This is a genomic window from Leifsonia poae (assembly GCF_050632195.1).
In the GTDB taxonomy this organism is placed as follows: domain Bacteria; phylum Actinomycetota; class Actinomycetes; order Actinomycetales; family Microbacteriaceae; genus Leifsonia; species Leifsonia poae_C.
Genome location: NZ_CP192580.1, coordinates 3581294 through 3605671, shown reverse-complemented (window position 1 = coordinate 3605671; position 24378 = coordinate 3581294). Strand labels below are relative to the sequence as shown.

The 24378-nt window shown below is 66.7% G+C and carries 26 protein-coding genes and 3 tRNA genes; 24 read left to right on the top strand and 5 right to left on the bottom strand.

Annotated features, from left to right (window positions below; genetic code table 11):
* The first annotated feature begins 23 nt into the window (after window positions 1-23).
* Window positions 24-989, top strand: coding sequence for a sugar kinase (locus ACQ86A_RS18185; protein ID WP_431278320.1), 966 nt, complete (start codon window positions 24-26; stop codon window positions 987-989).
* Complete coding sequence (locus ACQ86A_RS18180; protein ID WP_431278319.1) at window positions 986-1594, top strand: bifunctional 4-hydroxy-2-oxoglutarate aldolase/2-dehydro-3-deoxy-phosphogluconate aldolase; 609 nt, start codon at window positions 986-988, stop codon at window positions 1592-1594. Before ACQ86A_RS18185 ends, ACQ86A_RS18180 begins: the two co-directional genes overlap by 4 nt.
* On the opposite strand, the gene ACQ86A_RS18175 is transcribed toward ACQ86A_RS18180, so the two are convergent.
* On the bottom strand, window positions 1595-2338 hold the full coding sequence (locus tag ACQ86A_RS18175) for a FadR/GntR family transcriptional regulator (protein ID WP_431278318.1): 744 nt from the start codon (window positions 2336-2338) through the stop codon (window positions 1595-1597).
* A gap of 93 nt (window positions 2339-2431) precedes the next feature.
* On the opposite strand from ACQ86A_RS18175, the gene ACQ86A_RS18170 reads away from it, so the two are divergent.
* The 7 genes from ACQ86A_RS18170 (at window position 2432) to ACQ86A_RS18140 (ending at window position 8105) form a co-directional block, all read left to right on the top strand.
* Window positions 2432-3382, top strand: coding sequence for an NAD(P)-dependent oxidoreductase (locus ACQ86A_RS18170; protein ID WP_431278317.1), 951 nt, complete (start codon window positions 2432-2434; stop codon window positions 3380-3382).
* Window positions 3383-3394: 12 nt separating this feature from the next.
* The gene (gene dgoD, locus ACQ86A_RS18165) at window positions 3395-4540 is read left to right on the top strand and encodes a galactonate dehydratase (protein WP_431278316.1); all 1146 of its coding nucleotides are present in this window, start codon (window positions 3395-3397) and stop codon (window positions 4538-4540) included.
* 34 nt (window positions 4541-4574) lie between these two features.
* Window positions 4575-5663, top strand: coding sequence for a Gfo/Idh/MocA family protein (locus ACQ86A_RS18160; protein ID WP_431278315.1), 1089 nt, complete (start codon window positions 4575-4577; stop codon window positions 5661-5663).
* On the top strand, window positions 5660-6319 hold the full coding sequence (locus ACQ86A_RS18155; protein WP_431278314.1) for an SGNH/GDSL hydrolase family protein: 660 nt from the start codon (window positions 5660-5662) through the stop codon (window positions 6317-6319). Before ACQ86A_RS18160 ends, ACQ86A_RS18155 begins: the two co-directional genes overlap by 4 nt.
* A complete protein-coding gene (locus ACQ86A_RS18150) occupies window positions 6319-6642 on the top strand; it encodes an L-rhamnose mutarotase (RefSeq protein ID WP_431278313.1) in 324 nt (107 codons plus the stop codon). The genes ACQ86A_RS18155 and ACQ86A_RS18150 overlap by 1 nt, the downstream gene beginning before the upstream one ends.
* A gap of 468 nt (window positions 6643-7110) precedes the next feature.
* A complete protein-coding gene (locus ACQ86A_RS18145; protein WP_431278312.1) occupies window positions 7111-7617 on the top strand; it encodes a tyrosine-type recombinase/integrase in 507 nt (168 codons plus the stop codon).
* Complete coding sequence (locus ACQ86A_RS18140) at window positions 7593-8105, top strand: site-specific integrase (protein ID WP_431278311.1); 513 nt, start codon at window positions 7593-7595, stop codon at window positions 8103-8105. Before ACQ86A_RS18145 ends, ACQ86A_RS18140 begins: the two co-directional genes overlap by 25 nt.
* A gap of 76 nt (window positions 8106-8181) precedes the next feature.
* On the opposite strand, the gene ACQ86A_RS18135 is transcribed toward ACQ86A_RS18140, so the two are convergent.
* The 3 genes from ACQ86A_RS18135 to ACQ86A_RS18125 form a co-directional block, all read right to left on the bottom strand.
* Window positions 8182-8254 (bottom strand) — tRNA-Phe (locus tag ACQ86A_RS18135).
* Window positions 8255-8325: 71 nt separating this feature from the next.
* Window positions 8326-8402: transfer RNA gene (locus ACQ86A_RS18130), tRNA-Asp, on the bottom strand.
* Window positions 8403-8437: 35 nt separating this feature from the next.
* Window positions 8438-8510: transfer RNA gene (locus ACQ86A_RS18125), tRNA-Glu, on the bottom strand.
* A gap of 437 nt (window positions 8511-8947) precedes the next feature.
* Between ACQ86A_RS18125 and ACQ86A_RS18120 the strand changes: the two genes are divergently transcribed.
* The gene (locus tag ACQ86A_RS18120) at window positions 8948-10144 is read left to right on the top strand and encodes a M23 family metallopeptidase (protein WP_431278310.1); all 1197 of its coding nucleotides are present in this window, start codon (window positions 8948-8950) and stop codon (window positions 10142-10144) included.
* Window positions 10137-11426, top strand: coding sequence for an NlpC/P60 family protein (locus ACQ86A_RS18115; RefSeq protein ID WP_431278309.1), 1290 nt, complete (start codon window positions 10137-10139; stop codon window positions 11424-11426). The genes ACQ86A_RS18120 and ACQ86A_RS18115 overlap by 8 nt, the downstream gene beginning before the upstream one ends.
* A gap of 79 nt (window positions 11427-11505) precedes the next feature.
* Here ACQ86A_RS18115 and ACQ86A_RS18110 read toward each other — a convergent pair whose 3' ends face one another.
* On the bottom strand, window positions 11506-11997 hold the full coding sequence (locus ACQ86A_RS18110; protein WP_431278308.1) for an inorganic diphosphatase: 492 nt from the start codon (window positions 11995-11997) through the stop codon (window positions 11506-11508).
* A gap of 45 nt (window positions 11998-12042) precedes the next feature.
* Between ACQ86A_RS18110 and tilS the strand changes: the two genes are divergently transcribed.
* The 13 genes from tilS to panC all read left to right on the top strand — a co-directional run bounded on the left by tilS (window position 12043) and on the right by panC (window position 24372).
* Complete coding sequence (gene tilS, locus ACQ86A_RS18105) at window positions 12043-13134, top strand: tRNA lysidine(34) synthetase TilS (RefSeq protein ID WP_431278307.1); 1092 nt, start codon at window positions 12043-12045, stop codon at window positions 13132-13134.
* A gap of 16 nt (window positions 13135-13150) precedes the next feature.
* Window positions 13151-13702, top strand: a complete 552-nt coding sequence (gene hpt / locus ACQ86A_RS18100) for a hypoxanthine phosphoribosyltransferase (RefSeq protein ID WP_431278306.1) — start codon at window positions 13151-13153, stop codon at window positions 13700-13702.
* A gap of 176 nt (window positions 13703-13878) precedes the next feature.
* A complete protein-coding gene (locus tag ACQ86A_RS18095) occupies window positions 13879-15534 on the top strand; it encodes an FAD-dependent oxidoreductase (RefSeq protein ID WP_431278305.1) in 1656 nt (551 codons plus the stop codon).
* A 114-nt stretch (window positions 15535-15648) separates the two neighbouring features.
* Window positions 15649-17655 carry an ATP-dependent zinc metalloprotease FtsH gene (gene ftsH, locus ACQ86A_RS18090; protein ID WP_431278304.1) on the top strand — a complete coding sequence of 669 codons (2007 nt, stop codon included), beginning with the start codon at window positions 15649-15651 and terminating at the stop codon, window positions 17653-17655.
* Between the two features lie 13 nt (window positions 17656-17668).
* Window positions 17669-18244 carry a GTP cyclohydrolase I FolE gene (folE, locus tag ACQ86A_RS18085; RefSeq protein WP_431278303.1) on the top strand — a complete coding sequence of 192 codons (576 nt, stop codon included), beginning with the start codon at window positions 17669-17671 and terminating at the stop codon, window positions 18242-18244.
* Window positions 18241-19044: a dihydropteroate synthase gene (folP, locus tag ACQ86A_RS18080; RefSeq protein WP_431278302.1), complete on the top strand. Its 804-nt coding sequence runs from the start codon at window positions 18241-18243 to the stop codon at window positions 19042-19044. The genes folE and folP overlap by 4 nt, the downstream gene beginning before the upstream one ends.
* Window positions 19037-19423, top strand: coding sequence for a dihydroneopterin aldolase (gene folB, locus ACQ86A_RS18075; protein WP_431278301.1), 387 nt, complete (start codon window positions 19037-19039; stop codon window positions 19421-19423). Before folP ends, folB begins: the two co-directional genes overlap by 8 nt.
* A gap of 49 nt (window positions 19424-19472) precedes the next feature.
* Window positions 19473-19976, top strand: a complete 504-nt coding sequence (gene folK, locus ACQ86A_RS18070) for a 2-amino-4-hydroxy-6-hydroxymethyldihydropteridine diphosphokinase (RefSeq protein WP_431278300.1) — start codon at window positions 19473-19475, stop codon at window positions 19974-19976.
* Complete coding sequence (locus ACQ86A_RS18065; RefSeq protein ID WP_431278299.1) at window positions 19973-20461, top strand: DUF3180 domain-containing protein; 489 nt, start codon at window positions 19973-19975, stop codon at window positions 20459-20461. Before folK ends, ACQ86A_RS18065 begins: the two co-directional genes overlap by 4 nt.
* Window positions 20445-20930, top strand: coding sequence for a PH domain-containing protein (locus tag ACQ86A_RS18060; RefSeq protein WP_431278298.1), 486 nt, complete (start codon window positions 20445-20447; stop codon window positions 20928-20930). Before ACQ86A_RS18065 ends, ACQ86A_RS18060 begins: the two co-directional genes overlap by 17 nt.
* 133 nt (window positions 20931-21063) lie before the next feature.
* The gene (locus ACQ86A_RS18055; protein WP_431278297.1) at window positions 21064-22608 is read left to right on the top strand and encodes a PH domain-containing protein; all 1545 of its coding nucleotides are present in this window, start codon (window positions 21064-21066) and stop codon (window positions 22606-22608) included.
* Entirely contained in the window at window positions 22608-23375 is a 768-nt protein-coding gene (locus ACQ86A_RS18050) for a Rossmann-like and DUF2520 domain-containing protein (protein ID WP_431280483.1), read from the top strand. Before ACQ86A_RS18055 ends, ACQ86A_RS18050 begins: the two co-directional genes overlap by 1 nt.
* 121 nt (window positions 23376-23496) lie before the next feature.
* Window positions 23497-24372, top strand: coding sequence for a pantoate--beta-alanine ligase (gene panC, locus ACQ86A_RS18045; protein WP_431278296.1), 876 nt, complete (start codon window positions 23497-23499; stop codon window positions 24370-24372).
* Window positions 24373-24378 lie beyond the last annotated feature (6 nt).

Here is a 24378-nt window from a genome sequence, read left to right as displayed (position 1 = left end):
ATTTAGTGTGATTAGTATGACGTATGAATTCCGGTCGGGTCAACCGCTCACAGGACACCGTCGATCTCCTTGCGGTCGGCGAGACGATGATCGTTCTCGTGCCCGATCCCATCGGGCCGTTGCGAACCGCAGCGAGCTTCTCGAGTTCGGTGACCGGGGCGGAGTCGACTGTGGCTCGATACGCAGCGAGGCTCGGGATGACCTCGGCGTGGTGCGGGGGCGTCGGCGATGATCCATTCGGCGCCCGCGTTCTTGCGGAGCTCGCGGCCGATGGAATCGATGTATCGACAGTTCGGGTGAGCGCCGCGTCGACGGGTGTGTTCTTCAAGGACCCGGGGCCGGCAGGCACTCGCGTCCGGTACTACCGGAAGGGGTCTGCGGGCTCGGAGGTGAACCGCCGCTGGTGGGAATCGCTCGGCGAGTTGTGCCCCCGAGTCACGCACCTGACCGGGATCACGGCTGCGTTGTCGGAGGGCGCTCTCGATTTCCTCCGGTTCGGCCTCGAGACTCGACCGATCCCGAACACCGTCTACTCGTTCGACGTCAACTATCGGCCCGGTCTCTGGGGTGTGTCCGAGGCGGCCCCCATGCTCCGGGAATTGGCCGACAATGCCGACATCGTCTTCGTCGGCCTCGATGAGGCAAGGGAGCTCTGGCGCGTCGCCGAGCCGATCGAGGTCAGAGAACTGCTCGATGGTCCTCAGATCGTCGTCGTCCGGGACGCGGCGAACGGAGCGCATGTCTTCGCTGGACGCGAGCGGGCTTTCGCGCCCGCGCTGAGCGTCGACGTGGTCGAGCCGGTCGGGGCGGGAGATGCGTTCGTCGCCGGCTTCCTCTGGGCGTGGGACAGCGGACTCGGGCTCGCGGAGCAACTCGCCGCGGGGCATATCGTCGCCGCTGTGGCACTACGGAGCAGTGCGGATGTGGCGCCGTTCGATGGGCAGACTCTTGAGCTGCTTAGTGAATTGGCCGGGGAGGTCGTGCGATGACGATCGATTTCGCCGGCGTCATTGGCGAGAAGCCCATCATCGCGGTCCTGCGCGGAATGGAGTGGGACGTAGCCCGACCGATCGCGTGCGACATCTGGGGCACTCGAGTCGGAATCGTCGAGGTTCCCGTGCAAGGTCCTGCGTCGGAACGGCTGTTCGTCCGTTTGGCGGAGCTCGCGGGCGAAATGGGCGAGGTCGTGGGAGCCGGGACCGTGATCTCGCGCGAGGGCGTCGTGCGAGCTCGTCGGCTGGGGGCGACCTTCACAATCTCCCCAGGTTTCGATCCCGACGTCATGAAGTCCAGCCTTGATCTCGGTATGCCGCATCTGCCCGGCGTGGCGACACCGAGCGAGGTGCAAGCCGCCATGAATCTCGGCGCAACCTGGATGAAGGCGTTCCCGGCTGATGCGCTTGGGCCCGAATGGTTCGCTGCTGTGGCGGGGCCGTTTCCGGAGGCGTCATTCGTCGCCACGGGAGGCATCGACTCGCGGAACGCCGCCCGGTTCATCGAAGCCGGGGCCAGTGCTCTGGGTGTTGGATCGAGCCTGGGCCGGCCGGGGGAGATCGGACGGTTGACCGCCGCGATCGCTGGCGCCAACAGGTGACTACTCGGCGCGAACGGTGTCGTTGACCTCTTCGTGCGCCCCGGCGAGCAGCGTCCTCATCGTCGACTCGGCCCCCGAAGCATCGCCGGACCGGAGTGATTCGATGAGCTCGTCATGCAGCGCGAGCCCGCGGCGCGTTCGATCGGTCAGTGGCACGAAGACCGACTCCCGCGCTCGCAGCGCAGCCCGGAGCGCACCCTCGAGGCGGACGAACATCATGTTCCCGCTCGCGCGCAGGAGAACGGTGTGGAAAATAATGTCCGCCTCAGTGAACGCGTGCACGTCCCGAGACTCGAGCGCAGCCCTCATCATCGACACCGCACGCTCAAGGGTGGCGATCAGCGCATCTGTCTCCGAGGTCGCGGCGAGCTTCGCTGCCATCGGCTCGATCGCCGAGCGCGTCTGGAACAGTTCGGTGATCTGCTTCTGGCGCTCGGGCCCGAGCAGTCTCCAGTTAAGCACCTGGGGGTCGAGGAAGTTCCAATTCTCCTGGGGTGTGACCCGTGTCCCGACCCGCGGTCGCGCCACGATCAGCCCCTTGGTCTCGAGTGCCCGGAAAACTTCACGAACCACGGAGCGTGACACCCCGAACTCCGCGATGATCCGGTCGGCTGACAGCGGCTCGCCGGGTGGGAACACGCCGAGGACGATCGATCTGCCGAGTTCCTCGACCAGCTGGTCGAACAGGCGGCCGCCATCGTTGGCGAGGCGCGACATCGTCGCCGGGAAGTCTTCGATGCCCATCCATGCCTCCAGCCGTTGAACGATCACATCAATAATACAATTACGCCATCATTCGCTTTTGCTTAAAAGTCAGTTTAGTCATACTATTCAGCCATGACCGCTCCCGAACTGGACGATGGCGTGCGACGGCGCGTCTTCGTCGGCCCAGCGTCCGTCCCCGAGCTCGAGGCCGCCGTCGTCGCGGGCGGGGGCGAACTCTCGGAGCTCGGGGTCGCCGAAGCGATTGTGTACTTCGGTTCCGACGAGCCCGAAGAACTCCGCGAGCTCATCCACGACCGAATCGCCTGGGTCCAGCTCCCCCACGCAGGCGTCGAGCCGTGGCAGCGCGCAGGGCTGTTCGAACTGCCCGTCGCCTTCACCTGCAGCGCAGGACTGTACGGCAGAGCGGTCGCAGAGCACGTCGTCGCGCTGATGCTCGCCGCCGCACGGAACCTTCCGCGTCACATCCGGGAGCCCCATTGGCAGCTGGACAAGCTGACCACCCAGGTCGAGGGCGCGACGGCGCTGGTCATCGGGGGTGGGGGCATAACCTCCGCGTTGCTCCCGATGCTCACAGTGCTGGGCGTGCGGGCTGTGGTCGTCGCTCAGCACGACGTGCCGGGTGCGGATGAAGTGGTGCCTCGGGAGGCGTTCCGCGAGTGGCTGCCGCGCGCAGAGTACGTGGTCCTCGCGGCACCATCGACACCGGAAACACGGCACCTCATATCGAGCGCGGAGCTGGGGCTCATGCGCCCAGAGGCGTGGCTGATCAACGTCGGCCGCGGTGACCTCGTCGCGACCAGTGATCTTGTGACTGCGCTCCGAGCCGGAACCATAGCGGGTGCCGGCCTCGATGTCGTCGACCCTGAGCCCCTGCCAGAGGGTCACGAGCTCTGGCAGTTCCCCAATGTCATCGTCACCTCCCACTCGGCTAATCCGGAGCGCTCATACTGGCGACTCCTCGCCCAGCGGACCGAAGAAAACGTTCGCGAGTTTTCCCGGCAGCGGGGAGACGGCGAAAAGCTCCAGTTGGCAGGCATGGTCCGCTCGGATCGCGGCTACTGAGGTCAGGCGACGATGAAGATCACAGCGCTGACCACCTACCTCGTGGAACCACGATGGCTCTTTCTGAAGGTCGACACGGACACCGGCCCCTCCGGTTGGGGCGAGCCCATCGTCGAAGGGCGGGCCCACACGGTCCGGGCAGCCATCGACGAGATGGCGGATTATCTGGTCGGGACGGATCCACTCCGGATCGAGGACACCTGGCAGGTCCTCACGAAGGGCGGCTTCTACAGGGGAGGCCCCATCCTCTCGAGCGCGATCTCGGGAATCGATCAGGCGCTCTGGGACATCTACGGCAAGCATGTCGGGCTACCCGTCCATCAGCTGTTGGGCGGTCGCGTCCGCGACCGGATCCGCACCTACTCCTGGATAGGCGGCGATCACCCGCAGGACGTCGCCGCTCAAGCGGAGTTGAGGCGCGACCAGGGGTTCACAGCCGTGAAGATGAACGCCTCCGGACGGCTGACGGCTCATCCGAGCGCTCGCGAGCTCGACGAGATCGTGGAACGCGTCGCCGCAGTTTCGGAGGTGATGGGACCGCACGGAGGAGTCGCTGTGGACTTCCACGGGAGGCTCTCCGTCGCGGCAGCACGTCAACTCTCGAAACTGCTCGAACCGCTTCGGCCGATGTTCATCGAAGAGCCCGTCGTGCCGGAACTCGGAACGACCCTCGGGTCGATCGTGGCAAACACGGCGATCCCCGTCGCGACCGGTGAGCGCCTGTACTCCCGATGGGACTTCCGTTCAGTTCTCGAAGCAGGAGTATCAGTCGTTCAACCCGACCTCTCGCACGCCGGAGGAATCTCCGAGTCCAGGCGAATCGCGGCCCAGGCCGAAACCTACGGCGCACACATTGCACCGCATTGCCCGCTAGGCCCCATCGCCTTCGCGGCATGTCTACAGCTCGACCTCGCAACACCGAACTTCCTCATCCAGGAGACCAGTCTCGGCATCCACTACAACGTGGGTGCCGATCTGACCAGCTACCTCGTCGATCCCGATGCATTCCAGCTACGCGACGGCGCCATCCCGGCGTGGGAGAAGCCGGGACTCGGCGTCGACATCGACGAGAAGGCCGTCGCCCACGCTGCATCACGTGGACATCGATGGCGATCCCCGACATGGCGAACAGACGACGGCGCGTTCACCGAATGGTGAGCCACACGGCATGGAAGAGCAAGAAATGAACGAGATGAGAACTGTCGGAATCGGTGTCATCGGCACCGGGATGATCAGCAACCAGTACCTCACGAATCTGACCGCGTTCGGAGGAATGGACGTTCGCTTCCTCGCGGACCTCGACCAGGATCGCGCGCGCAGCCAAGCCGAGAAGTTCGATGTCGCGAACTCGGGAACGCCCGAGCAGCTCCTGAAGAGGGATGACATCGAGATCGTCATCAATCTGACGATCCCGGCAGTGCACGCGGAGGTCTCTCGGGCGATCGTGAACGCGGACAAGCACGTCTGGAGCGAGAAGCCGTTGGCGACGTCCAGAGACAACGCGCGGGAGTTGCTCAGTGACGCTGAGAGCCAGGGGGTCCGGGTCGGATGTGCTCCCGACACCTTCCTCGGGCGCGGAGTGCAGCGTGCTCTCCGGCTGATCAGCGACGGAGCGATCGGTGAGCCGGTCTTCGCGAATGCCGCGTTCATGACGCCGGGACCGGAGGTGTCGCATCCAAACCCGGAGTTCCTGTTTGCTCCGGGCGGAGGACCGCTGTTCGATATGGGTCCGTACTACTTGACGGCCCTCGTGCAAGCGCTAGGACCAATCGCAAGCGTCAACGCTGCGGCGTCGACGTCGAAGGCGCAACGTACGATCCAGGTCGGTCCCCGGGCAGGGACCGGGTTCGATGTGACGACGGCGACCCATTACTCGACCCAAATGAAGTTCCGGGACGGCGCTGCGGGCCAGGCCGTCTTCAGCTTCGATTCCGCCCTGGTGCGCACAGGGGTCATCGAAATCACGGGCACCGAGGGAACGCTCGTCTTCCCTGACCCGAATCAGTTCGGCGGCACGGTTCGGCTCTACCGACCCGGTTCCTTCGAGCCTGAGGAGTACACCGTCGAGTCGGCCGGCCTCACGCGAGGCATCGGTGTCGCAGAGATGGCCGAAGCGATCCGCGAAGGTCGTCCGCATCGTGCGAGCGGCGAGCTTGCGCGCCATGTCCTCGACGTCATGCTTGCGATCGAGTCGTCGTCTTTTGGTCAGAGCCCGGTGCCCGTCTCGTCGTCCGCGGTCCCCGCGCCTCTACTGGGCAGGGACTGGGATCCACGACGATGATGGCTTCGGTCGGGGGCCACGTGCATCCCCACAGCTACGTCTTCGCTGGAGACTCGATCACCGACGCCGGCCGTGACCGGAATGACCGCTCGTCGCTCGGCAACGGCTACGTCGTCCGCATCGCAAGCGAATTCGCGGCCCGCGATCGCGAGGCGACCGTCATCAATCTCGGTGTGGGAGGCGACCGTGTCGGAGACCTTGTCCGCAGGTGGAACACGCAAGTGCTCGAGCTCGACTTCGACCACGTCACGATCGCGGTCGGTGTCAACGATGTCTGGAGACGCTTCGACAGCGACGACCCAACCGATGATGTCAGCTTCGAGCGCGCGTACCGGTCGCTTGCCCAGTCGGTGGCCGACCGTGGGAAGGGTCTATCGTTCATCGAGCCCTTCTGTCTCGTCTCCCAGGTTGAACGGCCTACGGAGTGGCTCGACGAGCTGGCCGGAAAGCAGCGGGCGATCGAGCGAATCGCTTCCGAGATCGGCGCCCGTCTGGTGAGGACTCACGAGATGTTGACTACCGCAGCAAGCGAGTTCGGAGTTACGGCGATAGCCCCGGACGGCGTCCACCCTTCAGCTCTGGGCCATGAACTCATCGCCCATGCCTGGCTGGAAGCGAACGTAGACTTCCGACTCGACACCGTTAGAGGCGTCTGATGCGGCGAATCTCCTCGGTGATCGGACTGCCCGCGGACGGGCGCGCAGAGTACGAAGAGCTGCACGCCAACGCCTGGCCTGGGGTTCTGGCACAGTTGACAGCCTCCAACATTCGCAATTATTCGATCTTCCGGTACGGCGAGTTGCTGTTTGCCTACATGGAGTACGTGGGCGAAGACCTCGAAGCCGACCTTGCCCGTATGGCCGCAGACCCGATCACGCAAGCATGGTGGGAAGTCTGCGGTCCCCTGCAGAGCCCTGTCGTAGACCGAGAGGAAGGCGAATGGTGGAAGGTGCTGCCTGAGGTCTTTCACCTGGACTGATTCCGGCCGAGTCGGCCCATACCCCCACCGACTCCGCGGGTCTCGGATCAATGGCGTGACACGGGGCCCGCGGCCTCACTGGGTGTTCGTCAGTGGTCGCAGTGGCGTCCGCGGCAGATCGCGTAACCTGCGGGTCAGTCGCCCTATTCCGCTTCGACGTCCTCCTGAGCGGCTGTTCATCGCCAAGGTCCGGCTCCGGGGGCTGAGTTAGTTCGTCTCGGGGTTCGTCGCCCGGGCCAACTTTAGATCGACCGAGACCATCGGTCGGATAGAGCAATCGACGCTCTCGTTCGGCTGGTAGCCGATCAGCAGATGTCGGCCCTCGAGCGGATAATCAGGGGAGGACGACAGGGGGTGTCGACGTGGGCTCGGTCGAGTCATACGAAACGGCTTCAGGCAGACGCTACCGGGTGCAGTACCGGACGCCGGATCGCAGAAACACGATGAAGCGCGGCTTCACGACGAAGCGTGACGCCGAGCTTTTCCTGGCGACCGTCGAAGTGGCAAAGGCCAGAGGGGAGTGGGGTCGGCCCGACCAAAGCGCGGACTCCCGTCGCTCAAGTCGCGGAGGACTGGTTCCGAGCGCAGGTTCAAGTCAAACCAACTTCTCGGTCCGGCTATCGATTTCATCTTGACAAGTATGTCTTGCCTCGATGGGGGGATACGCGACTTGTTGAGGTACGTCATGGCGATGTCCAGGCGTGGGTTGGCGAGCTGTCAGAAGTTCTCGGCCCCTCGATGGTCAGACAAATCCATCTGGTTCTGGCGGGAGTGTTTCGATATGCGATCCGGGACGGCCGGCTGGTCAACAACCCATCCGAAGGAATTCAGCTCCCACGCCTAGCGTCGCGCGAACATGGCTATCTCACACACCCGCAAGTCCGTGCCCTCGCGGAGGAGTGTGGGGAGCAAGGGGATGTGGTGCTCTTCCTTGCGTACACGGGGCTTCGATGGGGCGAAATGGCAGGTCAATAATCAATCGGGTCGACTTCGCCCGTCGTCGCATTGATGTGGCGCGAGCCGTCTCTGAGCCTCGCGGAGTAATCATTTGGGGCACGCCGAAGAACCATGAGCGACGATCGGTTCCGTTCCCGGACGTCTTGTCTGGCTTGCTCGAAAAACGGTGCTCAAGGCGGGACCCTGAAGATCCAGTCTTCACTGGGTCTGACGGCGGTGTTCTCCGCGCAGGCAATTATCGCAACCGAGTGTTCAACGCTGCGGTCGCGCGCTGTATGGAGAAGGACGAGACCTTCCCGCGATTGACTCTCCACGATCTGCGTCACACCGCGGCGTCGCTCGCGGTCTCGGCGGGCGCGAACGTGAAAGCTGTTCAGCGGATGCTCGGCCACGCGTCGGCCGCGATGACGCTTGATGTATATGCGGACATCTTCGATGACGACCTGGATGCCGTGGCGGTCGCACTGAATGACGTAGCTACGAATTCAGTTGTAGTCAAAATGTAGTCAGACGCCAATTTTGACTACCTCGCGGAGGCTACGAAAAAGCCCCGCTCCCAGTAGAAGCCTGGAAACGGGGCAGTGGCTCCGACCGGCATCGATCCGGTGACCTTTCGATTTTCAGTCGAACGCTCTACCAACTGAGCTACAGAGCCGAAGCCAGAAGACTGGCCTCTAGACGGAAGCCCTTCGCTCGCGGACAACCGCTCGGAAGGGCTTCGCGCCGTGGCGACCCTGACGGGACTTGAACCCGCGACCTCCGCCGTGACAGGGCGGCACGCTAACCAACTGCGCTACAGGGCCTCATAGTGAAGCTGTTCAATTATATGTTGTGCCAGTGACCCCAACGGGATTCGAACCCGTGCTACCGCCGTGAAAGGGCGGCGTCCTAGGCCACTAAACGATGGGGCCGGACAGCCTCGAAACGCTTCCGCGATCCGCATGACCACCGACGCATAAGCATACGGAATCCCCGCGGCAAATGCCAATCGAGCCTGCGGCCCGGGCACGTCGCGTTCGCCGATCCCGCGACCAGCCCGCAAATCTCCACGGATTAGGCCGCGCATCCGGATACGTTCGCATCGACGGCCGCTCGGGTCGTCCGTGTTCTCACACGCCACCCCCGCCCCTCGACCGACCGCTTTTCGCCTACCGACACTGGGCTTAAGGAAGTTGCTGTTGCTAAAGTGACAGATGTTGACAACGGGATCCGTGTGACTCATGTGACTGAAGCCGCGCAAGAGCAGACGGGTTCGAGGAACGATGAAACGTACTGAAACGGTCTCCCCCTAGCCCGGCGGACTCGCCCGCGCGGGCATTTCGAGGCGCACCGACGCAGCATCCGCTCGGTGATCGCCGGCACTGCGATCGCGGTCATCGCCGCGGTCGGTCTCGTAGCAGCCCCCGCATACGCCGACTATCCGAGCTGGCAGGACGTCCAGAACGCCAAGGCCAACGAAGCGACGGCGGCGGCGCAGGTCACGGCCATCAACAACTTGATCGCGCAGCTCAAGAACGAGGTCGCCGCGACCCAGGCCGAGGCGGACAAGCGCGGCCTCGAGCTCGAGGTCGCACAGACCAAGTTCGACGAGGCGAACATCAAAGCCGACCTGATTCAGAAGCAGGCGGACGACAGCAAGGCGAAGGCGGATGCGGCGAGCGCGCAGGCAGGCAAGCTCGCGGCCCAGCTGTACCGCTCTGGCGGCCGCAACCTCACAGCCAACCTCTTCCTGAGCGGCAATGGCGCCTCGGACAAGAGCCCGGACAAGCTTCTTTCCGACCTCGGCAGCATGTCGCGCCTGGTCGAGCAGTCCAACCGGGTCTACGCCGACGCTAAGACGGCCCAGAACACCGCGAAGTCGCTCGCCGAGCAGGCGAAGGTCGCGAAGACGGAGCGCGAGAAGCTCCGCATCGCGGCCGAGCAGGCACTTCAAGCGGCGGCAGCCGCAGCGAAGGCCGCGGAAGACAAGCTCGCCGAGCAGCAGTCGCAGATCGTCATCATGCAGGCGCAGCTGGCGGCTCTCCAGGACAAGACGGCGCAGACGGTCGCCGGATACCAGGCGGGCGTTGCCGCGGCAGCAGCGGCCGCGGCAGCACGAGGTTCGGCGGGCCTCCCGGGCGGCTACGTCGGTCCGCAGGGCTGGGCAAATCCGGTGCGCGGTCACATCACCGACGGCTTCGGTCCTCGCCCCTCGCCGGGCGATGGCGGCAGCACGTACCACCTCGGCATCGACATCGGCGCGGGATGCGGCTCCGTCATCTACGCGGCGCACTCCGGAACCGTGGAGTTCGCGGGCCGCAGCGGCTCGTACGGAAACTTCGTGCTGATCGACAACGGCGGCGGCATCAACACGGGCTACGCCCACATCGTCAACGGCGGCATCATGGTGGGCAACGGCCAGCACGTCGGCGCGGGCCAGCCGATCGCCCACGTCGGATCCACCGGCGCCTCCACCGGCTGCCACTTGCACTTCGAGGTTCGCGTCAACGGCGTGAAGATCGACGGAATCCCCTTCATGAGACAAAGGCAGGCTCCTCTTGGCTGACAACGAGAAAGCATTCCGAGTGCGCCCCGGCGTCGCGATCGGCGCCGGAGTGATGGGCGTCGTGACCGCATCCATCGGCGTCATCACTCCGCCGGCGTTCGCGGTCGACTACCCCTCCTGGAACGACGTTCAGCAGGCGAAGGCGAGCCAGGCCAACCAGCAGGCGATGGTGGACAACATCACCAAGTTGATCTCCGGGCTGCAGTCCTCGGTCGACGCGGCACGCACCGAGCAGGCCAAGGCGGCAGAGGCCTACCTCGAGGCGAAGAACGCTCTCGCCGTTGCCACCGCCAAGGCCGAAGACCTCAGCAGCCAGGCAAGCGCCGCCGCCGAGAAGGCCGACACGTCGCGCATGCGGGCGGGGCTCCTGGCCTCGCACCTGGCCAAGTCCGGCGGCGGAGACGTCGCGGGCAGCCTGATGCTCAAGGGTGGCGGCTCCGGCGACGCGGCCGACAAGCTGCTGTATCAGCTCGGCACGATGAACAAACTCACCGACCAGTCGAAGCAGGTCTACGAGCAGGCGACGTCCGACAAGAACACGGCCGAGTCGCTCACCGCCCAGGCCAAGGTCGCGAAGGCCGCCCGCGAAGACCTCGCGACCAAGGCGAGCACCGCTCTGGCCGCGGCTCAGGATGCGCAGGCCAGGGTCGAAGCAGCACTCGCCACTCAGCAGGCCAAGTCCACCGAGCTCGTCGCGCAGCTCGCGACGCTGAAGAACACGACCGCCGTGACCGAGGCCGCCTACCTGCAGGGCGAGCGGGTCAAGGCCGCTGCTGCAGCGGCGGCGAAGGCGAAGGCCGAGGCGGATGCTGCTGCGGCCGCGGCTGCTGCCGCGGCGCACAAGCCCCCGACGAGCGGTGGTGGTGGCGGTGGCGGTGGCGGCTCGACGCCGGTCCCGCCGCCGAACGGCAATGTGGTCCAAACCGCGATCAACTACGCGAAGGCTCAGCTCGGCAAGCCGTACGCGATGGGCGGGGAGGGTCCGCGCACATACGACTGCTCAGGCCTCACCATGAAGGCGTACAGCTACGCGGGTATCTACATCGGTGCTCACTCGGTGAACGACCAGTGGTACACGCTCGCAAAGCGCGGCAAGATCGTGTCGTACAGCCAGCGTCAGGCCGGTGACCTGATCTTCTGGGGGAGCGGCCCGGGCAGTTTCTACCACATCGGCATCTACATCGGCGGCGGCAAGATGATCGCCGCTCCGCAGACCGGCGACGTCGTCAAGATCCAGTCCGTGTGGGGTTCGCCGTGGCAGCAGGTGGCCCGCCCGGGCTAAACGGCGAACCCCAAGTCAGCAAACGAAGAACGCTCCCCGATCACCGATCGGGGAGCGTTCTTCGTTAACCGTGGGAAGCTCAGTGACCCTCGTCCGCGAGCTTCTTGATGCCGGCCTGCACGATCGCGTCGGCTTCGGCGGCGTCGCCCCAGCCCTCGATTTTGACCCACTTGTTGGGCTCGAGGTCCTTGTAGCGGGCGAAGAAGTGCTCGATCTCGTTGCGCGTCTGCTCCGGAACATCTGAGATGTCCTGGATGTGCTGCCAGCGCGGGTCCTTGTAAGGAACGACGATGACCTTCGCGTCGCTGCCGGCCTCGTCGCTCATGTTGAGCACGCCGACCGGGCGAACCTTGACGCCCACACCCGGGAACACCGGGTATTCGAGCAGAACGAGGGCATCCACCGGGTCACCGTCGAGTCCGAGCGTGTTTTCGAAGAACCCGTAATCGGTCGGGTAGACGAAGCTGGTGAACAACACGCGGTCGAGGTACACGCGACCGGTCTCGTGGTCCACCTCGTACTTGTTGCGGCTTCCCTTGGGGATTTCTACGACAACGTCGTATTCGGCCATGACTGTTTCTCCCTCGTGTTGAAAAGACTGGAATAACGTTACTGGATGCACGTAGACGGTTCACCGGACCTTTCTCAGCCAACGCCGTCCCGGCGCCCCCGCCTGACTCCGCCGATCGCCGACGTGCGTCGCGCGGTGCGCGACTCGCTCGCCGCCGCTGCAGCCCTGCCCGCGCCCGACCCGCACGACGACCACGGGCCGCGCCGGCCGCATCCCTTGGCTCAGGATGCACTGGTGCTGGTCGGTCTCAGCGGCGGGGCCGACTCGCTCGCCCTCGCGGCGGCAACAGCCTTCGAGGCGCCGCGGGCCGGATTCCGCGCGGGCGCGATCATCGTCGACCACAATCTGCAGCAGGGTTCGGAAGCGGTAGCCGAGAGAGCGGCCGAGCAGGCTCGCGAGCTCGGCCTCGATCCCGTTCTCATCGAATCCGTGACCGTGGATGCGAACGCCTCCGGTCCCGAGTCCGCGGCGCGTGAGGCGCGACACGGCGCGTTCGACCGTGCGCTCGTGGCGACCGGCGCCGAGCGCATCCTGCTCGCCCACACCCTGGACGACCAGGCGGAGACGGTGCTGCTCGGTCTTGCCCGCGGTTCGGGGCCGACAAGCCTGCAGGGGATGCTGCCCGACACCGGGCGGCTGCTTCGCCCGCTGCTCGGTGTGCGACGAGAGACGACCCGGTCGTTCTGCGTCGACAGCGGACTCGCCGCTTGGGATGACCCGCACAACGAGGACCCGGCGTACGCGCGGGTGCGCGTGCGCGCATCCGTTCTCCCCGTGCTCGAACGCGAACTGGGGCCGGGAGTCGCCGAGGCTCTGGCGCGCACAGCCGATCAGTTGCGGGAGGACAACGAGGCACTCGATGGCCTCGCTCTCGAGTGGGCACTCGAGCTCGTGAGCCAGACGGATGAGGGAGGCGTCGCGCTCGACGTCCGCGGCCTCGCCGCCGACCCGCCCGCACTGCGTCAGCGGATCATCCGGCTGGTCGTATCCGCCGAGTTCGGTGTCTCGCTCAGTCGCGCGCATACGCTCGCAGTCGCTGAGCTGATCACCGACTGGCACGGCCAGAAACCGCTCAGCCTCCCAGGCGTTAGAGTTGTCAGGCAGAACGGACTGCTCATCTTTTCGGACAACATCTAAGGACAGCACCGCCCTCATGGAACTCACGGACGTTCACGACGACCTGACCGAGATTCTCATCACCGAGGAGCAGATCCGCTCCCGTCTGGCCGAGCTGAGCCGGGAGATCGAGCGCGACTACGCCGACAAGGATGTGCTCCTCGTCGGCGTGCTCAAGGGTGCGGTCATGGTGATGGCCGACCTGGCCCGCGAGCTGAAGATCCCCGTCACGATGGACTGGATGGCGGTCAGCTCTTACGGTTCGGGCACGGCCTCGAGCGGCGTCGTGCGCATCCTGAAAGACCTCGACACCGACCTGCAGGGCAAGACTGTGCTGATCGTCGAGGACATCATCGACTCCGGTCTCACCCTGTCGTGGCTGCTGGCGAACCTGCATTCGCGCGGCCCCGAGTCGATCGAGATCGTCGCGCTGCTGCGCAAGCCGGAGGCTGCCCGCGTCGAGATCGACGTGAAGTACGTCGGCTTCGAGATCCCGAACCAGTTCGTCGTCGGCTACGGCCTCGACTACGCCGAGAAGTACCGCAACCTGCGCGGCGTCGGCATCCTCGCCCCCGCCGTCTACAGCTGACCCCGCGCTCCGCGCCGCGCCGCTCCGCCCGCTCCGCGACCGCGTCGCGCCCGCGTCGCGAGCGCTCCGCGACTAACGCAATCGAGTCCGGCCAAAATCCCCTTATTCACGCGCTGATTTCGGGATTTTGGCCGGACTCGATTGCGTTGGGGCGGCGGTGTGGATAGTTTCAGCGCATGATCACGGTCGAAGAACTGCGTGGCATCCGGATCTTCGCCCCACTTCCCCCGACGACCCTCGCCCATCTCGCGAACACTGTCGAAGACATCCAGCTGCTCCCCGGCGAGTACTTCGCGCACGAAGGCGACGAACGCGCGCTCTTCGTCGTGATCGAGGGCCGGGCGGAGCTCACCAAGGTCGTCAACGGTGAGGAGCGCGTCATCGGGGTGCGCAAGCCCGGACAGTTCTTCGGCGAGGTGCCGATGACCCTGAGCACGCAGTTCCCGGCGAGCGGCCGGGCGGTCGAACCCGCACGCATCATCAAGCTCGACGTCACGGCGTACTACACACTCGCCGCGATGGCGCCGTCGGTTCCGACGAAGGTCGCCGGGCTTGCGCGTCGCTATCTCGACTCACTCCAGGAGCTCGCAGCCGAGCAGCCGGATGCCGAGGCTCGCGTGATCGGTCCGCGGCTCGACGCGAAGGTGCGCGAGATCACGACGTTCCTCACCCGCAACCACGTGCCGTTCGACCGAGTGACGACGGATGCGACGGATGCGACGGATGCGACGGACACGACGGATGCGGCCACACACGACCAGCCGTTCCCCATCCTCGAACTCCGCGACGGCTCACAGCTCGTCGCGCCCGCGATCCGCGACGTCGCCCAAGCCGTCGGACTCGAAGTGCAGCCGACCGAGGCCGATTATGACGTCGTGATCCTCGGCGCCGGCCCGGCGGGCCTCACCGCGGCGGTGAACGGCGCGGCCGAAGGGCTGCGCACCGTCGTCATCGAGAGCCTCGCCCCCGGCGGTCAGGCCGGAACCTCCACTCGGATCGAGAACTACACGGGCTTCCCGTTCGGCATCTCCGGCGACGACCTCGCCAGCCGCGCCCTCACCCAGGCCAAGCGCCTCGGCGCGGAGATCGTCGTGACCCGCACCGTGCGCGCGATCGATCCGACCAGCCACGAGATCGAACTCGACGGCGGCGACACCCTTCGATCATCCGTGGTGATCGTCGCCACCGGTGTCGAGTGGCGCACGCTCCCCCTGCCGTCGGTGGAGCGATACCTCGGCAACGGCCTCTTCTATGGGGCCGCCCGCAGCGACGCCGGAATCGCCCAGGGTCAGGATGTCTGCATCATCGGGGCGGGCAACTCCGCCGGGCAGGCGGCCATCTTCTTCTCGCGGCACGCGCGATCCGTCACCATGCTCGTGCGCGGAGAGTCTTTGGAGGCGAGCATGTCGAGCTACCTCATCGAGCAGATCGGCGCGAACCGCGGCATCCGCGTCGAGACTCGCAGTCAGGTCGTCGGGCTGCACGGCGACAGCAGCCTGCAGGCCATCGATGTGCTTGACGCTTCGACGGGCGCCACGACCATGCGCCCTTTTCCGGTCGTGTTCGTCATGATCGGGGCGGATGCGGTCACCGGCTGGCTCCCGCCGTCGATCGATCGCGATTCCCACGGCTTCATCCTCACGGGCGGGGATGCGGCGGCCGGCTCCTCTTGGCCGCTCGAGCGTCGTCCGTTCTCGCTCGAGACCAGCGCCCCGGGCGTCTTCGCGATCGGGGATGTGCGCTCGGGTTCGGTCAAACGTGTCGCCGCCGGCGTCGGCGAGGGCGGGATGGCCATCGCCTACGCGCATCAGTACCTGGCGCTGACCCACTGACCGACGCGCTGAGCGACAGCGCAAGCAGCCCGGTGGCCGCCGCCGGAACGCTCGTGTCGCCCAAAGCGAACACGCAGCCGCCATACAGTCCCCGCGCGATACCCTTGCACCACCATGAACGCCAAGAAGATCTTCCGCGGGCCTTTCCTCTATATCGTGCTTGCCATCGTCGCCGTCTGGATCGGCTCGAGCCTGATCACGATGTCGGGGTTCAAAGGAGTGTCGACCCAGAAGGGTCTCGAACTCCTCCAAGACGACAAGGTCGCCAGCGCGAAGATCGTCGACGGTGAGAACCGCGTCGACCTCACGCTGAAGCAGGCCGACGGCAACCTCGGCACGCAGGTGCAGTTCTATTACGTCACCCCTCGTGGTGCCGACATCGTCAAGGCGGTCGACAGTGCCAGCCTGAGCAAGGGATTCGACGACGAGGTCCCGCAGCCCAACTGGCTGCTTTCGGCTCTCGGCTTCCTCATCCCGGTGCTGCTCATCGGCGTGTTCTTCTGGATCATGCTGTCGGGCATGCAGGGCGGCGGCAACAAGGTCATGCAGTTCGGCAAGTCGAAGGCGAAGCTCGTCACCAAGGAGTCGCCGAAGGTCACCTTCGACGACGTCGCCGGGTCCGACGAGGCCATCGAGGAACTGCAGGAGATCAAGGACTTCCTCAAGGAGCCGGCCAAGTTCCAGGCGGTCGGAGCGCGCATCCCCAAGGGCGTGCTGCTCTACGGTCCTCCCGGAACCGGTAAGACGCTGCTCGCTCGCGCTGTCGCGGGTGAGGCGGGCGTTCCCTTCTACTCGATCTCGGGTTCCGACTTCGTCGAGATGTTCGTCGGTGTCGGTGCGAGCCGTGTCCGCGACCTGTTCCAGCAGGCCAAGGAGAACTCGCCCGCCATCATCTTCGTCGACGAGATCGATGCCGTCGGCCGTCACCGTGGCGCAGGCCTCGGCGGTGGGCACGACGAGCGCGAGCAGACGCTCAACCAGCTGCTCGTCGAGATGGACGGCTTCGACCCGAAGACCAACGTCATCCTGATCGCGGCCACCAACCGTCCCGACATCCTCGACCCCGCGCTGCTGCGCCCGGGTCGCTTCGACCGTCAGATCGGCGTGGATGCGCCCGACATGCTCGGCCGCAAGAAGATCCTCGAGGTGCACGGGCGCGGCAAGCCGCTCGCCGCATCCGTCGACCTCGAAGTGCTCGCCCGCAAGACGCCCGGCTTCACCGGTGCCGACCTGGCGAACGTGCTGAACGAGGCCGCGCTGCTGACCGCGCGTTCCAACGCGCAGCTGATCGACAACCGCGCCCTCGACGAGGCGGTCGACCGCGTGATCGCGGGTCCGCAGAAGCGCACGCGTGTGATGAAGGACCAGGAGAAGCTGATGACGGCGTACCACGAGGGTGGACACGCCCTCGCCGCCGCCGCGATGCGTCACACCGACCCGGTCACCAAGATCACGATCCTTCCGCGCGGCCGGGCCCTCGGTTACACGATGGTCATGCCACTGGAAGACAAGTACTCCGTGACGCGCAACGAGCTGCTCGACCAGCTCGCCTACGCGATGGGCGGCCGTGTCGCCGAGGAGATCGTGTTCCACGACCCGACCACCGGCGCCTCGAACGACATCGAGAAGGCGACCTCGATCGCTCGCAAGATGGTCACCGAGTACGGCATGAGCTCCAACATCGGTTCGGTCAAGCTCGGCCAGGCCAACGGCGAGATGTTCCTCGGCCGCGACATGGGTCACCAGCGCGACTACTCCGAGACGATCGCCGAGCGCGTCGACGCCGAGGTGCGCGCGCTGATCGAGAAGGCGCACGACGAGGCCTGGCAGGTCATCAACGCGAACCGCGCCATCCTCGACCGGCTCGCCGCCGAGTTGCTGGAGCACGAGACGCTCGACCACAACGAGATCGCGGAGATCTTCAAGGATGTCGAGAAGCTGCCCGAGCGCCCGCAGTGGCTGTCGAGCGACAAGCGTCCGCTCTCCGACGTGCCGCCGATCGACTACCCGCGGGCCAAGGCCCTGATCGACGCGGGTGCCGTGGACGGCGGCGTCGACTCCGAGTCGCCGTCGAAGCCGAAGCGCGCCCCCGTTCGCAAGCCGCGCCCGGCCACAGCGTAGAGCCGAAGCGCGCATGACCGGATTCGATCGTCCGCGCATCGAGGCAGCCGTCGCCGAGATCCTCGCCGCCATCGGCGAGGATCCGTCGCGTCCGGGACTCGAGACCACTCCGTCCCGGGTCGCCGACGCCTATGAGGAGTTCTTCGCCGGTCTCGGCAAGGATCCGCTGGCCGAGCTGGGCGAGCCGGTGCCGCTCGAGGGGCACGAAGCCGAGACGGTGATCCTGCGAGACATCCAGTTCAGGTCTGTCTGCGAGCACCACCTGCTGCCGTTCCTCGGCGTTGCACACGTCGCCTACCTGCCGGGCGAGCGCGTGGTCGGGCTCGGACGCATCCCGCGCGTGATCGAGACGCTCGCGGCACGCCCGCAGCTCCAGGAGCGTCTCACCGAGCAGATCGCCGACTCGATCGAACACGGCGCCCAAGCCCGGGGTGTACTGGTGGTTCTGGATGCGCAGCACGAGTGCGTGACCACCCGCGGCGCCCGGCAGACCGAGAGCAGCACCGTGACGATCGCCTCCCGCGGGGAGCTGGCCGAGCCGGCCGCCCGCGCCGAGATCGTCGCCCTGATCGGGCGTGGCGTCGCGTGACGCTCATCATGGGCGTCCTCAACGTGACGCCGGACTCGTTCAGCGACGGCGGTCTCTGGTTGGAGCCGGATGCGGCGATCGCGCACGCGGTCGACCTCGTCGACGAAGGCGCCGACATCATCGACGTGGGCGGCGAATCCACCCGGCCCGGTGCTCGCAGCGTCGACCCCGTCGAGGAGCAGCAGCGGGTCGTGCCGGTCATCCGCGCGCTGGCCGCCCGCGGCATCACCGTCAGCGTCGACACCATGCACGCCTCGACCGCTCGCGCCGCGGCTGACGTCGGAGCCGCGATCATCAACGATGTCTCCGGCGGCCTGGCCGACGAGGCGATGCCCCAGGCCGTGCTCGACACAGGCCTCCAGTACGTCGTCATGCACTGGCGAGGGCAGAGTGACACCATGGACGCTCTCGCCACATACACGGACACGGTCGCGGAGGTGCGCTCAGAACTGAGCGCCCGGCTCACCGACCTTCTCGACAGAGGCGTCGATCCGTCCAAGCTGATCGTGGATCCGGGTCTCGGCTTCTCGAAGAACGCCCATCACAACTGGCAGGTGCTCGGCAATCTCCCGGCGTTCGAGACGCTGGGGTATCCGGTGCTGATCGGCGCATCCCGCAAACGCTTCCTGTCTGCCCTGCTGCCGGAGGGGTCTCCTGCGGTCGATCGGGATGCGCCGACCGCGGTGATCAGCGCGCTCGCAGCGCAAGCGGGTGTCTGGGCCGTGCGGGTTCACGATGTCGCATCCACCCGCCTCGCCCTCGACGTCGCCCGCGCATGGCAAGCTGGACGAGATGACTAGGCCAGCTTCGACCACCGGAACCGACTCGATCATCCTCACCGGGCTGCGAGTGCGCGCGAACCACGGCGTCTACGACTTCGAGCGCGAGAACGGTCAGGACTTCGTGATCGATGTGACCGCGTGGCTCGACCTGTCGACGCCGGCCGCGAGCGACGATGTCGAGGCGACCGTGCACTACGGCGAGCTCGCACTCGAGGTGACGGATGCGGTGCGCCGCGATCCCGTCGACCTCATCGAGACCGTCGCCGAGCGCATCGCCGGGGTGGTGCTGGCCCACACGCCCGTCACCGCGGTCGAGGTGACCGTGCACAAGCCGGATGCGCCGATCGAGGTGCCGTTCGAGGATGTCGCCGTGCGCATCCTGAGGGAGCGTCGATGAGCGGGGAGTTCGCCCGAAGCCCCAGCGGCTGCGGGTCGGTGTGCAGGGAGTGCTCGCGTTCGGATCGAACCAGGGAGACCGGGCGGCGACCATCCGTGCGGCGCTCGAAGCGCTCGACGCCGTGCCGGGCATCCGGATCGAGGCCGTGTCGGCGCTCTACGAGACTCCCGCGCTGAAGCTGACGGGGGTGGATCACGACGCGCCCGCCTACCTCAACGCGGTCGCACGCATCCACACGGCCCTCCCGCCGCATGCCCTGCTCGACGCCGTCAACGAGGTCGAGAACGAATTCGGTCGCGTGCGCGAGGAACGCTGGGGCGACCGCACATTGGACATCGACATCGTCGACCTCGACGGCCGCGAGAGCTCCGACGACAGGCTGACCCTCCCGCATCCCCGTGCCGCCGAGCGTGCCTTCGTGCTGGTGCCCTGGCTCGACGTCGATCAGGATGCGGTGCTCACCGGCCACGGACCGGTCGCCGCGCTCGCCGCTCGCGCGACAGATACCGTGACGCTCTACGTTGAACCGCCGGCCCAGGGAGGAGCCTCGTGAGGCGCACACGAGCAACGAGCCTGATCGCGCTCGGCGTGATCGGTGCAGTGATCGGTTTTCTCGTCGAGCTGGCCGCCGCCGGCGCGGGCCTCGCCGTCTTCATCCCGCCGCTGACGCTGCCCATCACCCTGGTGGCGATCGCGATCATCGTCGTGGCCTTCGCCGTACCGATCCGGCGGGCCACGCATCCGCGTAAGGGCAGTACGGCCCGACGCATCGACCCGTTCCAGGCGACGCGTGTCGTCGTGCTCGCCAAGGCATGCAGCCTCAGCGGATCGTTGCTCACCGGCGCCGGCATCGGCTTCCTCGTGTATCTGCTGAGCCGTGCCGTCATTCCGGCCAGTTCGTCGATCGTGTACACGGTGACCGCCACGGTCGGCGCCGCCATCCTCCTTGCGGCCGGCCTGGTGGCCGAGTTCCTCTGCACCCTTCCCCCGGATGACAAAGACGACGACCCGGAGAACGCCCATGCCCCCACGTCTTGACCTCTCCGTCGGCGACTGGAAGCGGGTGTCGCCGAAGTACGTCGTCGTCGTCATCGTCGGCGCGCTGATCAGTGGAGTCGTAGCCGCAGCTGTCGCGACCTTCCTGTGGCTGATCGCCGGCTGGACCTGGGGCTGGGTGCTACTAGCAGCGATCGTCGTCATCACCCTGATCAGCCTCATCATCGCGCCCCGCCGGGCACGGGCCATCGGCTACCTGATGCGCGATGACGACCTGCTCTTTCGACGCGGGATCATGTTCCAGCGGTTCGTCTCGGTGCCGTACGGGCGTATGCAGCTCATCGACATCAACCGCGGACCGGTCAGCAGGATGCTCGGTCTGGCCGACCTCAAGTTCGTCACCGCCGCCGCCGCGACCGGTGTGCTCATCCCGGGTCTCCCAGAAGCCGAGGCCTCGGAGCTGCGCGACCGGCTCGTCGAGCTGGCGGAGAGCAGGCGGGCGGGACTGTGAGTCGCCTGCCCGGGGTCCGCTGAGCGCATCGGAGAAGGCCGCCGAGCGATTCACCGACGGCGAATGGCACCGACTGCACCCCGCGACGCCGCTTCTGCGCGGCGGCATCTTCTTCGTCGCCGTCCTCGGCCTCGTGATCTCCAATCTGCGCGATCGCATCATCAACTTCTTCGTCGGCGCCCCTGACTACTACAGCAGCGGAGACCCGATCGACCAGATCTACGATCACGGTTGGGAGGGCTGGGCCCTGCTCGCCATCATCGTCGCGCTCAGCCTCGCCATCGGCGCGTTCTATCTCTCGTGGCGGATGCACTCCTTCCGCATCACGGGGGACGCCGTGGAGGTGCGCAGCGGCATCTTCTTCCGCACTCAGCGCAAGGCCAGACTCGACCGCATCCAGGGCATCAACGTCGTGCGTCCGCTGCTCGCCCGCATCTTCGGGGCTGCGAAACTCGACATCTCGGTCGCGGGCCACGACGCGAACGTTCAGCTGAGCTACCTCGGGTCGGTGCTCGCCGACGGGCTGCGTGCGGACGTGCTGCGACTCGCATCCGGAGTCCGGGCGGCCGAGCAGGAGGTGGCGGGGGTCGGTGTCGAGGGTGACACGGCGGCTGCGACTGACGGTGCGAGCACGCCCGCGGGCGCTGTCGTTTCGGGTGCAGCAGGTGCCGCCAGCGCGGTGTCCGGCATGGTCAACCGTCGGGTGAACGAGTTCCTCGCGCCCGAACTCGATCCGAACGTCGCGCCGCCGCACTCCGTCGTGAAGATCCCGCCGGTACGGCTGCTCGGGTCGCTCATCCTGAGCGGATTCACGATCTTCGTCATCATCGTTGCCGTCGTGCTCGTCGTCGGCGCCTCGACGGGCCGCTACTGGCTGCTGTTCGTCGTGCTGCCCGGTCTGATCGGTTCCGCGAGTTTCTACATCAACCGGTTCACGAAGTCGCTCCGCTACTCGATCGCCGGCACTCCCGACGGTGTACGGGTGGGCTTCGGTCTGCTCAGTACGAGCAACGAGACGCTGCCGCCGGGGCGCATCCACGCGGTCGAGGTGATGCAGCCGTTGATGTGGCGCCCGTTCGGCTGGTGGCAGATCCGGATCGACACCGCCGGCCACTCCAAGGAGAAGGGTGCGGCCGGGCAGGCCAACACGACGATTCTTCCGGTCGGCGACGCCGAAGACGTGGCCCGGGTGCTGTCGTTGGTGCTGCCAGGTTTTGCCACCGAGGAGCACCGTGCGACCATCGCAGCGGGCATGTCGTCGCGTGGGCGGGATGACTTCGTCGGCAGCCCTCGTCGCGCCCGGTGGATCCGTCCCTTCTCCTGGCAACGCACCGGATACCGCATCCTAGACGGCGTCATCCTGCTGCGCCGCGGCGTCGTCTGGCAGAGCTTGGCCATCGTGCCGCTCGCGCGATTGCAGAGCCTCGAGATCGAGCAGGGACCGATCGACCGGATGCTCGGCCTCGCCTCCGCGCGGCTTCACACGGTCTCGGGACCGGTGCGTCCCCGGCTGCCCGGCGTCGACCGCGACCACAGTGTTTCGCTCTTCGACACCGTGTCGGCCGGCGCCGTCGCGTCGGCGCAGTCGGACCGGAGCCATCGGTGGGCGGCGGGGAATACTCCGCCGGCGCCCATGCAGCCTCCCGCTGCTCCCGGCACCGAACGAGAGGGCTCGTGATGGAACGCTCAGGACGACTCGGCCTCGGTATCGTCGGCGCGGGCAAGGTCGGCCCCACCCTCGGTGCCGCCCTCGCCGGCGCCGGGCACGCGATCGTGGGGATCTCCGCCGTCTCCGAGGCGAGCCGGGAGCGCGCCGAAGCGATGCTCCCCGGGGTGCCGATCCTCGACGTCCCCGTGCTCGTCGAGCGGAGCGAGCTGGTCATCCTCGCCGTGCCCGATGAGGAGCTTCCCGCGCTCGTGGCCGGTCTCGCCGCGACGGGTTCCTGGCAGCCCGGACAGATCGTGCTGCACACCGCTCCCGGGTACGGCGTCGGAGTGCTCGCGCCCGCGATGGCGGCGGGCGCGATTCCTCTGGCCGTGCATCCCGCCCTCGAATTCACCGGCACGAGCCTCGACCTCGCGCGGCTCGCCGAGAGCTACTTCGCCGTCACCGCCCCCGCCCCCGTGCTCCCGATCGCGCAGGCACTGGTCGTCGAGATGGGAGGCGAGCCCGTGGTCGTAGCCGAGGGAGACCGCGCCGCGTACGCGGAAGCCATCGCGACCGCGACCTCGTTCTCGAGGGCGATCGTCGAGCAAGCCACAGGGATCCTCCGCGACATCGGCGTCGACAACGCCGGACCGTTCCTCAGCTCGCTGGTGCGTTCGGCGGTCGACAACGCGCTCACCCGATCGTCCGCCCCCTCCCCACTCGACACCAGCGCTGTCCTGGACGAGTTCGGGATACGCGGCGACGACGACGAAGGACCAGCCGCGCCTCGCGCGTAGTCGCGAAGCCGAAGCCATCGGGGCCCCATCGGCCACCCGCGTGGCCGTAACGCCGAGTAGCCTGGAACTCCGGCCGTTTTCCGTGAGCGTCCCGCCGGGCGCGACGGCCGTAGGGGAGCAGATGCCTGAGGTCGTGACCACCGTCGCCGAGCTGCGCAGCCGCCTGGCTGAAGCGCGGGAGACAGCCCTTCGTGAGGGCAGTTCGGATGCGCCGGACGCACGAGTGGTCCTCGTACCGACGATGGGCGCGCTGCACGACGGACATGTGCGGCTCGTCGGTCGCGCCAGGGATCTCGGTGGCATCGTCGTCGTCTCGATCTTCGTGAATCCTCTGCAGTTCGGTCCGACTGAAGACCTCGACCGCTACCCCCGTACGCTCGACACGGACATCGCCAGCCTCGAGGGTCTCGCCGACGTCGTCTTCGCGCCGAGCGCCGCCGAGATGTATCCCGATGGGGCTCCGAATACGCGGGTCAGCGCGGGAGAGGTCGCCTCACTGTACGAGGGCGCCATCCGTCCGGGCCACTTCGACGGGATGCTCACCGTCGTCGCGAAGCTGTTCAACATCGTGCGCCCCGACGTCGCCGTGTTCGGTCAGAAGGATGCGCAGCAGGTGCACCTGGTCGGCCGAATGGTGAAGGACCTGAACCTTCCCGTGACGATCGCCGTCGTCGACACGGTGCGCGAGAGCGACGGACTCGCCCTCTCGAGCCGCAACCGCTACCTCGATGACGGGCAGCGGCAGGCGGCGGTCGTGCTCTCCCGAGCGCTCGCTGCGGCCGCTGCGGCCGCGCAGGAGGGCGCAGACGCCGTTCTGGCCGCCGCCCGCGAACAGCTCGACACCGAGCCTGCCGTTAAGCTGGACTATCTCGTGGTCGTCGACCCGGACACGTTCCAAAGCGTCGACGCCGAGCATCACGGCCAGGCCGTCGTGCTCGTCGCCGCCCACCTCGGAACGACCAGGCTGATCGACAACGAACGCATCAGCATCCCCTGAGCCCCA